The organism is Novipirellula sp. (genome assembly GCF_041583735.1).
Classification (GTDB): domain Bacteria; phylum Planctomycetota; class Planctomycetia; order Pirellulales; family Pirellulaceae; genus Novipirellula.
Genome location: NZ_JBFHFD010000234.1, coordinates 1 through 12,141 on the forward strand (window position 1 = coordinate 1; position 12,141 = coordinate 12,141).

At 55.2% G+C, this 12,141-nt stretch carries 6 protein-coding genes; 4 read left to right on the forward strand and 2 right to left on the reverse strand.

Annotation, left to right across the window (positions count from 1 at the left end; all coding sequences use genetic code 11):
* Window positions 1-242: 242 nt before the first annotated feature.
* The 3 genes from smpB (at window position 243) to ABX962_RS17745 (ending at window position 2,935) form a co-directional block, all read left to right on the forward strand.
* The gene (gene smpB / locus ABX962_RS17735; protein WP_339938886.1) at window positions 243-746 is read left to right on the forward strand and encodes an SsrA-binding protein SmpB; all 504 of its coding nucleotides are present in this window, start codon (window positions 243-245) and stop codon (window positions 744-746) included.
* A gap of 45 nt (window positions 747-791) precedes the next feature.
* Window positions 792-1,484, forward strand: a complete 693-nt coding sequence (locus tag ABX962_RS17740; protein WP_339938888.1) for an ABC transporter ATP-binding protein — start codon at window positions 792-794, stop codon at window positions 1,482-1,484.
* A gap of 86 nt (window positions 1,485-1,570) precedes the next feature.
* Complete coding sequence (locus tag ABX962_RS17745) at window positions 1,571-2,935, forward strand: ABC transporter permease (RefSeq protein ID WP_372721374.1); 1,365 nt, start codon at window positions 1,571-1,573, stop codon at window positions 2,933-2,935.
* A gap of 108 nt (window positions 2,936-3,043) precedes the next feature.
* On the opposite strand, the gene ABX962_RS17750 is transcribed toward ABX962_RS17745, so the two are convergent.
* Entirely contained in the window at window positions 3,044-9,034 is a 5,991-nt protein-coding gene (locus ABX962_RS17750; RefSeq protein WP_372721375.1) for an ATP-binding protein, read from the reverse strand.
* A gap of 668 nt (window positions 9,035-9,702) precedes the next feature.
* Between ABX962_RS17750 and ABX962_RS17755 the strand changes: the two genes are divergently transcribed.
* The gene (locus ABX962_RS17755; protein WP_372721376.1) at window positions 9,703-10,740 is read left to right on the forward strand and encodes a class I SAM-dependent methyltransferase; all 1,038 of its coding nucleotides are present in this window, start codon (window positions 9,703-9,705) and stop codon (window positions 10,738-10,740) included.
* Window positions 10,741-10,814: 74 nt separating this feature from the next.
* Here the strand turns inward: ABX962_RS17755 and ABX962_RS17760 are convergent.
* The coding region (locus ABX962_RS17760; protein WP_372721377.1) for an OmpP1/FadL family transporter at window positions 10,815-12,141 on the reverse strand (1,327 nt) is incomplete at its 5' end.

A 12,141-nucleotide genomic window follows, 5' to 3' on the forward strand; every position in this document is an offset into this window, starting at 1 on the left:
GGAATTTCAGGGTCAGAGACGACAGGTAATCGAAATGCCATGGACGTAGGGGGATCGGTGGAACGAATGAACCAAATCGGGTTATCGTTCGCATTGTAGTAGACGACGGGCGATTGGTCACGCGAGGTGGGCACTACCGCAGTGCACAAAATCCCGTCGTTCTGTAGGAAAAGTGGATGTGCCCTGGATAATCGATGCCCGGCTGCGCTAACTCGCAGCTTGGCGGTACAATTCGCCTCGTTATGGCAAAAAACAAGAAAACGAAAAAAAAGGCTGCGGGTAAAAAATCCGAGCCAACGATGACCATTGTGACCGAGAATCGCAAAGCGAGACATCGCTACGAGATCCTCGATTCGGTGGAGTGTGGACTGATGCTGATCGGCAGCGAAGTGAAGTCGATGCGGGATGGCAAAATGTCGCTGGACGAAGCCTATATCCGCGTCAAAGACAACGAGCTATGGCTGATTGGCAGCGACATTGCCCATTACAAGAACGCGGGGATGTGGAACCATGATCCCCGCCGTCCTCGCAAACTGCTTGTTCACCGCCGCGAATACGACAAGTTCGCTGGCCGGGCGCACGAGCGGGGACTGACCTTGATTGCACTGCGTGTCTATTTCAACTCGCGTGGCATCGCCAAATGTGTGATGGGATTGGTCAAAGGAAAGAAACTGCACGACAAACGCGAAACCCTCAAAAAGCGTGATAGCGATCGAGGTTTGCAACGCGCAATGCGACGCGGCTAAAACATTTTGAATTTCAAAACCTGAAACATCCCCAACAATTCGACTATGTCTAACGTTGATACGACGCTACGGATCTCGGATCTGACCAAGACTTTTGACCAACCCGGTGGTGGTCGATTGACGGTGCTGGATGTCCCCCAATTTGAAATCGCCGCGGGCGAACAGGTCGCCTTGATCGGTGAAAGTGGAGGTGGAAAAACCACGCTGCTGCATCTGATCGCGGGGTTATTGGTTCCCGACTCGGGGTCGATTCGAGTCGCGGGGACCGAACTGACGCGGCTCAGCGAACAAGGTCGCGACCGTTTTCGCGCCTCCACGATCGGCTACGTCTTCCAAACGTTCAATCTGTTGCCCGCGTTTACGGCGATTGAAAATGTGCGGTTGGGGATGACCTTTGGACATGGCAACACCGACTCGGGGCGTGCCAAGGATTTGTTGGACCGTGTTGGGCTTGCCGATCGTGCCCATTATCGTCCGAGCCAATTGAGTGTCGGGCAACAACAGCGTGTCGCGATCGCGCGATCGTTGGCGGGGAAACCGCGACTATTGCTGTGTGATGAACCGACCGCGAACGTGGACCCCGTTAGCGCGGAAAACGTATTGGATTTGATTCGCACCTCGTGCAGCGAGGAAAACATTGCGATGTTGATGGTCACCCACAGCATGCATGTGGCCGAGCGTTTTGATCGAATCGACAAACTCGAAGAGATCAATCGAGCTTTTGCCAATAGCCAATAGTCCGTCGCCCATCGTCCGCTAGCCGTCGCCCATCGTTCGCTAGACCGTCGCCCGCACTCGAGATCCACCGAAAGCCCCCCAGACGCATGTCTTTGATTCAAATTGCTTGGCGTAATTTTTGCCATCGTTCCTTGTCCAGTGCCCTCACGACGCTGTCGCTAGCGTTGGGGGTTGGTTTAGTGGTGTTGGTGTTGTCCATTTTTGGGATCATCAGCGAAGCGTTCACTCGCAACGCATCGGTCGGTTACAACTTAGTCGTTGGCCCCAAAGGCAGTGCGTTGCAGTTGACGCTGAACAGTGTTTATTACTTGAGCCAACCGATCGAGAACCTCCCCTTTACCGAGTACATGGAGTTTTTTGGTCAAGCCGAACGCGCCGAGATGGTGCGTGACTATGGTGGCGATCCGGCGCTGGGTGAACGCGATGGCATTTACGCCGGCTACATGGCGGGCGGCTATGCGATTCCGTTGGCGTTGGGCGATTACTACGGCGAATTTCGCGTCGTTGGCACCACCCCCGAATTCTTTGAAAAACTACGGCATGGCCCCGACGTCGACGAACCCTTTTCGTTCTCCGAAGGCCGAGCGCTACAGGAATTCAGTGCCGAAAACGGCTACTTCGAAGCGGTGCTGGGTTCGCGTGTCGCCGCTGAAATGGGTAAACACGCAGGCGAAGAATTTTTCCCAACCCACGGCGATCCCGAGGGCGAAGGTCACGGGCAAGGATTCAAAATTGTCGGCATCCTCGATCCCACGGGAACGCCTAACGACCGCGCGGCGTTTGTGAATCTCGAAGGCTTCTACTTGCTTGACAACCACGCCAAACCACTCAAGGGAGACGAAATCATCGAAGAACCTGCGGATTGGCAACAGCGTGACCCCGAGCACAAACCGCTGGTGATTCCGCAACGCGAAGTGACTTCGATTTTGATTCGCAATGGCAATCTAATGTTTGCACCAGGGATGCAAAACACGATCAACGAAGGGCTACAATCACAAGCCGCAGCCCCGGTGGGTGAGATCGCCAAGTTGATGTCAGCGATCGTCGGGCCGCTACTCAAAGCGTTGCTGGCGATCACCTTGATCACCTGCGTCGTGGCAGCGGTGGGCGTGTTGGTGGCGATTTACAACTCGATGAACGACCGTCGTCGCGACATCGCGGTGATGCGGGCCCTGGGGGCACGTCGCGAAACCGTGACCGTCATTATCCTGGCCGAAAGTTTGATCATCGCCTTGGTCGGTGGAGTACTTGGATGGTTCCTCGCGCACTTCGCAATCTGGAGCTCGAGCGGTTACATCGAAGCACAAACAGGGGTACGAGTCAGCTTGTTCACCACCAGCACTTACGAAATTGCAGTATTACCGCTGGTGATTGCGTTGGCCTTGTTTGCCGGATTTTTGCCAGCGTGGAGTGCTTATCGCACCGACGTCGGGTCGAATTTGGCGGCATAACAATCGTTTCCGTGGGCATTTTGCGACCCGGATGACGAGTGTTTATTGCTGTTGCGTTACATTTCAGCCAGCTCTGTCAAACGGCGTTCGGCTGAGCTGACGGCACAATTAACAATCGACGGTCGCCGTGGCACCGTGACGATCGATCATCTCGAACAGTGTCTCGGGCTGGATCGGTTTGGCAAGGTAGCCGTTCATTCCGGCGGCCTCGCAGGCTTCCCAAATTTGATCGTCGCTGTGGGCAGTCATCGCGATAATGGGAAGTTTTTTGCATGCCTCACTTGCCTGTTCTCGAATCAACTTGGTTGCATCGATTCCATCCATGCGTGGCATGTCGACATCCATCAAGCAGATATCGAAGGCATGTCGTTTTGCCAACTCAACCGCTTCCACTCCGTCACTAGCCACGATGACCTCGTAGCCTTTCATCTCCAAAATCCCCATGATCACTTCCTGATTGATCACGCCATCTTCGGCGACCAGAATACGCATCGCCGAAGCGGACGAATCCTCGCCCTGCGGTACTGGCGGTTGGGTTGGAGAATCGTTCAAACGGGAAGACGAAAGATGATTGAGCACATTTGGTTTCCGCCGCATTGAATGAGCTTCGGGCTCGGTCAGCGGATTCTGCTCCTTTACCGTCTGCGACTGCGAGTTCGATGCAGCATCCGCCGGCCCCGTCCAGCGAACCTCGGGATCACGACGCAATAACGCGGTGGTCGTGGCGAGCAGATCACTCGCAAGTACAGGTTTCCGCAATTCCGCCGACCACTCGCCACGCTGGGCATCCAGCGTCACATGGGCAGGCAGCAGGAACAAGCACGGAATGTTTAACTCAGCACATCGATTGGCAAGGCTTTCGATCTTATCGCAACCAAAGATGACCAAGTCCCAAGTGTAATCAAAGAAGTTTTCATCAAATTGCCATTCGCCAAACTCCGAACGGCACGGCCACACTTGGACATTTGCACCGATCGAGCCTAGCGCCGACTCGATCGCTCGCGCTGATGCATCCAGAGGCTCGATGATCGCCACCCGTGGATTGCCGAGCACAGGGCAGGGCTGCATGTGTGGTTGCTCGTCGGCGAGTTCCAGCGGCAACAAGACGTTAAATGTACTTCCCACACCGACGACGCTCTGCAATTCGATCGTGCCTTGCATTCGTTCGGCGAGCTCACGACAAATGGCCAACCCAAGTCCGGTGCCACCATATCGCCGCGTTGTGCTGCTGTCGGCCTGCGAGAACGATTCGAACACTTTGCCCTGTTGTTCCAACGGAATTCCGATACCACTGTCTTGGACTTCGATGGACAATTGGTCCACACCCTCATCGACACTCAGCGCCGTGATGGTCAGCGAGATGTAGCCTTGTTCGGTAAACTTGATCGCGTTGCCAATCAAATTCATGATGATTTGACGCAGACGAGCGGGGTCCCCGAGAATCGCTTTGGGCAGGTGTGGGTCGACATCACACACCAACTCGACTCCTTTCTGCCAAGCGGACGCGGCCATCAAACGGCTGACCTCGCCGGCCAAACGCTCGAAATCCATCGGAATCCGTTCCAAATCCATCTTGTTGGCTTCGAGTTTCGAGAAGTCGAGCAAGTCATTGATCAACGTTAGCAGCGACTGGCCACTCTCTTCGACGGTTTCCAGGTATCCGGTTTGTCTTGGATCGCTCGATGCACCGCGAGCCAGCCGGGTCATGCCGAGAATACCATTAAGCGGCGTCCGTATTTCGTGGCTAATCGTTGCCAAAAACCGGCTTTTTGCTTCGTTTGCCGTGTTGGCTTGTGCGATAGCGCGTCGCAATTGTTCTTCGGTTGCACGAAGTTGTTCGTTGCTATTGGAAAGTTGGCCGGCACGATCTTCGGCGGCCTTGGTTCGTTCCAACACGCGTTGCTCGAGCGTATCGTTCATCTGCTGCAGACGCAGGAATCCGTCTGCATTTTCCAGAGCAGCACCCGCCAACGTGGTAACGAAGTCCGCAATCCGCCTTTCGTCCGCTCCAAACAAATCTTTTAATTCGAGGTGAGTGACCAAGATCACGGCGACCGGATCTCCGCGAAACGCGATCGGGGCGGCAATCGCACTTCCACTGCCTCCGCCGACATTACTCGCATCATAATCCAAGCAAACAGCTTGATTGGTTTGCACGGCCATTCGAATCAATTTCTCGTTTGCCTCGGTCCGTCGCAAGCAGGAGGGTTCACAATCCTTGCCGTTCCAAGGTTTGAACACGAGTTGGCTGAGGTTTTGATGGATCGTGACAACATCGACATGTTGGCCACGCAACAGACGACGAGCCGACTCGCTGGCTTCGGCATAAACCAAATCTGCCGAGAGTGCTTGGGCGATCCGACGGCCTGATTTCAAGACCGTCACGAAACGATCCGCCAACGATAAGTTCGTCGACGTTAATCCAGAAACCTTTGCCTCATCGCTGCTGGAGGGATAGCGTTGCTTGAGCTCGGCGAGTCGTAACGAGAGCGTTTCTGGAAACGCTCCGAAATAGTCCGCTTCGCTTTCGTACAACGCTTGCAGCAACTGCAGCGAGTCGCGTTCTTCGACCGCTTGCGACAACCGCACGGCAGCTTTCAAACTGGATCGAAGCTGTCTTGCCGCACGACGAACGTTGCCACGCATCAGATGGCAAATGGCGATTTCACGGCGAACTTGGGCAAGATCGGCGGGAAATCCTCGTGCCAAGGTCGCTGCTTTGTGCAACGCCAAACGCGTCCGCCGCAATTGTTTGCGGAAGCGACGGCCATCACGACGATCGATCAATTCAAGTTGACGACGCATCGCGGTGCCCAACCACACATAGCAGGGGCAGATGTACGTATTAAGGTGTCCAGCTTGTTCACAGCGTTTGATCGCATCCTGCAATACCACCACCGCTTCATCGACTCGGTTGTGATGCAACAGCATCACTGCAAATGCAAGCTGCGTTTGTGCGTGACTTTGGGCGTCGGGACGCGACCTCGCAGCCTCTTCTAAGACAAGCGACAACGAAAGTGTTTGCGGTGTGGTACGCGCCCACACATCCAGACTGATTCCGGTCGCTTGTCGGTCACCGATTTGACGGCCCGATTCAAACATTTGCGAAGCCATTTCAGCCGCTTCGGCATAACGCCCGATGCGATAATACGCGTTGGCCGCTTGATAGCGAGCCATGTTCATTTCCCAAACATCCCCGGTTTGCCGCAAAAGATCGACCGCACGTTTGCTCGTCGCGATGGCGTCATCGAAACGACACTCGGCCAACATCACCACACAATGATAATGATGCGTTTGCCCCTGTCCCCACACATCGTTTAGCGAGGTGCGAATTGCCAATGATCGCTCGGCGTATCGGTTGGCGCGTTTGAACCAACGCAGCAAACTCATCACCGGTCCATGTTCGCTGTAGAACGCAGCGAGGGTCCCCGAGGGCACAAACCGCTCGGCTTCGTTTAACGAACGCAAGTGATTGCCCAGCGTCCACAGCGTGTGGCGACTGAACCAATAGACGCGAGAAAGACGGCTGAGTAATTCGAGTCGCAAGCAGTCGATTTCGGACAACGATGCATTGCGAGCGATCCAGCGTGCGGGCAAATAGCTATGGATGACTTGGAAGAAGATCTGTGCGATCAGCCCACAAAACATCGTAACAAAGTTCCCTGGAACTCGGATCCCGGTCACCGCCAACGCTTGTTCATATTGGGCAGCGGCCTCGTTAAAGCGGCCACGCTTGAACGCCACCTCGCCGATCTGCTGTTGGATCCTGGCGCGTTCCAAGGGCGTGTCAGCCAATTCCAACGCATCGTACAAATGGTCCGCAGCCTGGTTGTAGCGTCCGGCAAGCAAATGGATCGTCCCGAGTCCCTCAAAGATCTCGAGTCCGGTTTCCCGATCGTCACTGGAAAACCAGCGTTTAGCGATCTCGAGCTGATCTTGAGCCACCGTCAACGAAAATCGTTGACGTGCCGCTCGAGCCGCCTGGAGCGATGTCGTGAGCGCGAGCTCGCCTTCACCGGCGGCATCATAATGGAACGCTAAATCGTACAGATTCTCGGGATCATGTTGACACAGATAGGCCACCGTTTGCTTGTGGATGCCGCGGTGTTCAACCGGATCAAGATGCTTACGAAGCTGTTGATGGATCGGATCATTGGCGAAACAAAACCATCCGGGCCGCGTTTCACGCCATAAAATGCGTCGGCCCAATGCCTCGTTGACGACCTGCAGCACGTCCGCGTAGGGGACGCCGGTCACCGCGGTCAGCATGTCCAAGTGGAATTGTTGGCCGATCACGGCGGCGGAGGAAAGGATTCGCAGCGAGTGATGCGATAACGCGTTGACTTGCCGGTCCAACAATTCCGCAAACGATTCGTCGCCCCGCAACGCTTCGATCAATTGTCCGCTGGATACCCAGCCATCCTCGGAAAGCGACACCACTTTTGTATCAATCATCCGTCGCAACAATGCCGATGCCATCGTCACACTGCCATCGGCAACATCGATGATCGAGCTCTTAATCGATTCGGAGATTTTCCCGGCAGTCGATTCGAGATGCAATTCCAACGCTTCGGCGGATAAACGGCCTAGTCGAATCGGGGCACCGCCCGGTGTCATGCTTAACGATTCAGGCGAATTACCGGTAACGACACACAACATGCGATGTCCCGGTGCCAACGCCACCTGGTCCATGATCGTACGGATCACGGTGCGGCTCAGGTCATCGGCAATGTCGAGGTCATCAAACAGCAGCACCACACCGCCAGGTTCTTTGGCCAGCGCAGCAAACACCTCGGCCAATGCAATCGCCGCTCGCTGGCTGCCGTAGGCTTCGGGTCCCGTATGGTCCGCTGAACTTGGCCACAACGGGGCAAGCCCCGGCCACAACTCGCGCAGCGTGGCGGCATGATTCTTGGTACTTGCGGCAAGCCGAGCCGCGAGTTCGGGCTGTTTTTGACAGAGCAGTTCGATGGCCGACAGCACCGTATCAAGTGACTGTAGCGGCTTAGGGTTTGTCGACGAACTCGCCCCCCCACGAAACACAAACAATCCTTCCGCTTTTGCCCGCAGCAGCAGCTCGTCGGCAAACACGCGGCGATGGCTGGTTTCCGCCCCCGTAACCACATGTAACTGGGCGTGACCTTCCGGTAACGCCAGCATCGATTTTTGGATCGTATCCAGCTCGGCGTCACGGCCGACCAAAGAGGCTTCGGCCAACTCGGGACGAATGTCACGTGTCCCAATCGCAAACGTTTTCGTTGCTTCTGGCGAGGCTTGTCGCTCGGCGATCGACTGCAAATCGTACAGCAATGCCGATGCGGTCTCGTAACGATCCCGAGGATCGCGCCGTAACAAACGGACGACCAAGTCATCGAGTACCGCTGGCACACGCAACCCAAGTTCACGTAGCCGCGGCGGCTCGAGACAAAGTTGATGATCAAAGAAATCGCTCGCATTGTCGGCTTCGATCGGTGCTCGCGCTGACAACATGCTAAAGACGATCGCGCCCACCGAGTACAAATCCGAGGCGGGACAGATCATTCGCGACAGCAAGCCACTCGATTCAGGCGAAATGAACACAAGATCCTCCACCGGAAAGGCAAGGATGTCCTGCTGTGCGAGAACGTTTAACACCGAAACGTCACGCAGTTCTACCTGATTGTGTGAATCACGAAAAACGTTCTGCGGGCTCAGCCAACCGTGCACCCGCGACATGCGGTGCCAATCTTGCAGACACGCCGTTAACGAGATGGCGGTCTTCAGTGTCTCTTGCAGGTCAAACGGACGCCCTAACAGATGTTGTTTCAAGGGAGTGCCGCGAGGCACGTCGATGACGCGAGTCAAACGACGCGAATGATCGTGAAATTCTCGCTGTTTCAGACTTCCGAGTGGCTGCTCACGAACATTGTTTTGCCACTCCAAACGAAGTGATGCAAACCGCTCGGCCGAGGCTTCCTTGGCATCAATCCATTCGGCCAGATAGACATCCCCTAACGCGTACGACTGCACACGACAACTCTTGACGGATCCGTGATCCTCTACGGCTTGGATCGCCGCATAGTCGCTTAATTCGGGCAGAGGAATCGGAACAGTGATCATGGATGTGATGTCGGTGGAGACGTAGCCGGACAATGCCGAGCTTGATGACAACGAGGTCTGTAACGGTCATCCCTGAAAAGGAAGGGGGTGATCGTCGTGTGACAGCGAAACCGTTTAGTAAGTAGCCATGTCTAGGAACTGCTGCGAAACCACTCCCCAAACAATGGGTTTCTGATGAAACCGTTTGCGAAATGAATGAGGGTGTTTGCGCCGCGTCCTGCCGAAGCCTAGATCACAAACCGAGTTCAAGCGGTCTTTACAGCTGAAATAGAACTTTTTTTCAGCATAATTCGCAGGGCAACCGACCCCTTCTGCAGCAGGACCCTAAGGCGTGCCAACGCGCATAGGAGGCGCAAGAATGCGCTGACCCGCAAGGCCTGTTCTGACGGTCGTAGCGGTTAGTCAATAGAGTTGTTTGCAAAGAAAATCCGCTACAAATTCAAGTTTGCGCGACGCGCAAACCAGCTTTCCTGGACGCTACAACCGGAACGTGCCCCTTTTCTACGCGAGCCGCGAACAACTCCTTGCATCAACTTGACAGTTTCCGCAGCTATGGAATATTGCTCGCAACCTGTTGGCGACGCGAGTATGTTTTGAACCTACATGGTTTAAACCACTACATCTTTTCGCTGGCTATTCTCTTTTTTCTTCGTAGGGGCAAACGCATCATGAACGTGATGTCACAGGATTTTCGTAAACGTGTCCGACCATCGGACGTGGTACACTCAACACAAGCCAAAAGCGAGACGACACCGTCTCCGACAAAAAACAGCGCCGCGTATCTCAAGACCTTATTGGATCATGTGAACTCGGTGTTGGCTTCGCCTGCATCGGACAGCGACGCGATTGAAGACGCCGTGGACGTTTTGTTCCACGAACTGCGTGACATCCGCCACGAATCGTCCAAAGACCAATGGGCCGAATTCATCAAACAGGGGCGAATTCATCCCGTTTGCCAGTTGGTTCATCAAGACCCGTTCACCTCGCGAGCGTTCAATAAGCCGCGTGGCTATGCGGGTGACGCGGTGATGATGGACTACATCTACGGTCGCGAAGAGGACTGGCAACGCCCCGCAGCAAACCATGTCGGTTCAGCCGTGTTTAATTACACCACCGCAGCCCCCGCATCCGCTGGCGTGCGTGAACGACGCTGTTATGTTGCGGAACTGTTGGACAAGATGGCTCGCCAAAAAAGTGGGCAAGAGGTCTTGGCCGTCGCGGCGGGACATCTTCGCGAAGCGAGTTTGTCGGTGGCCGTCCGTCGCAACCGCTTCGACCGGTTTGTCGCGATGGACGCCGATGCCGAGAGTCTCGACGAGATCCAGACTCGCTATGGACGCTACGGAATCGATCCCGTGACCGCCAATATTCGCCAAATGCTGACCGGGAATCTCGATCTCGGCTCGTTTGACTTGATCTACACGACGGGATTGTACGACTATTTGGCCGATTCGACCGCGATGCGTTTGACCGCCAATCTGTTCGATTGTGTCCGCCCCGGTGGCAAGCTGGTGATTGCGAACTTCTTGCCTGAGATTCGCGACGTTGGCTACATGGAAATGTTCATGGATTGGCATCTCATTTACCGCAGCCGCGGTGACATGTTGAAATTGGCTGACAAGATCGTCCAATCCACGGTCGAAGAGATCCGTGTGGTCGCCGAAGTCAACGAGAACGTCGTGGTCATGGAAATGACCAAACGATAATCGTGCTGCGGCAATCTTAATGCCCCCGTTCGAAACTAACCTGTTCGAAACGGACGCGTTCAGAATGCCTGCGATCAGAATCGACGCATCGCACTGACAAACACCATGTGCGTTTGCGTCGAGACGGTGGCATTGGAAAAATCACCACCGGGATAAGCACTTGTCCCGGTGTGCACGTCCGGTGCAAAGGCGAATTGATACGCCGTATCGATCTCCCAACCGCTGTGCTTGAATCCATAGCCCGCCGAAAAGTGATGCTGCAGTGTGGTCTGCAGATAGGTTGAGCTCGTTGCCGCGGGAATGGGATTGTCTTGATAACGATATCCCAAGCGAACGGATCGATGATCATCGAGATCGCGTTCGTATCCGGTGCTGACGATCAAAGCATCTTTCCATCGCAAGGGAAAAACCTCGTCAATCTTCGGGCCTGCGACCGTCGCGAAAACGGGATTGGTTGGATTGGTAAAGACGAGATTCGCGTTGTCATAGGCGCTGGACCAATCTTCCCATTCGAAATCCAACCCGATCCGCTGACAGGAATCGACTTGGTGCATGATCCCGACGCCCACCGATCGCGCCCAGGTTAAACCAAACTCGACGTCATAGTAGCTACGCCCCAATGGCGTGATGTCGACCGCTGCTTTGCCATCCGATTTAAATTCGTTTTCGCTTTGATAGTGAACACCGATCGTCGTGCGATCACTCACAGCGTACTGGGTTCCGCAGGACCAAGAGAGGGCTGCCCCGGTGGCCTGGATATCCAAGAGGGTGGGGGTGCCACGGAGCGGTCCCGAATTCAAGTAATACGGTCCTTCGATTTCAACATGGCTAACCGCCGTGCCAAGCGTGGCCCCGACGGTCCAGCGTTCGGTCATGCGAACCGAGATCCCGGGCAAGATGCGAACCAAAGCACCGAAGGATTTGTAGGTGTGCGTCCCGGGTAGCGAGGCGGCGCCTTGCAAATCGTAGTCCGATGCAAATCCGGCAGGTGCAAACGCGCCAAAACCCAGCACGATGTCTTCGTTCCAGCGGCGAGCCATCATGAAATAGCCAAGTCCAGTAGGATTGTCGGCCGCGTCGGTGGTGGGGTTGTCGTCGTCGGAGTAGGACAAGTCGGTAAACAGTCCGACGCCACCGATATCGATGTACGAATCGCTGCAACGGCAATCGCTGCAACGGCAATCACCAAAGAGAGATTGCATCCCTGCGGCATTGTCATGCAGCAAGACGCCATTGTCGCCGAAGCCGAGATTGGTTCCGCCGCGTCCCGCTTCGCGTGCGGACAAGGCGTTGCTAATCGTCCCTGCGGCGTACGCGGGAGTCGCAAAGATTGCGACCGTCAACGTGATCGCCAACCACTTCATTGGCGAATGCTCTCGCCCCGCACGCAGATCTAGAACC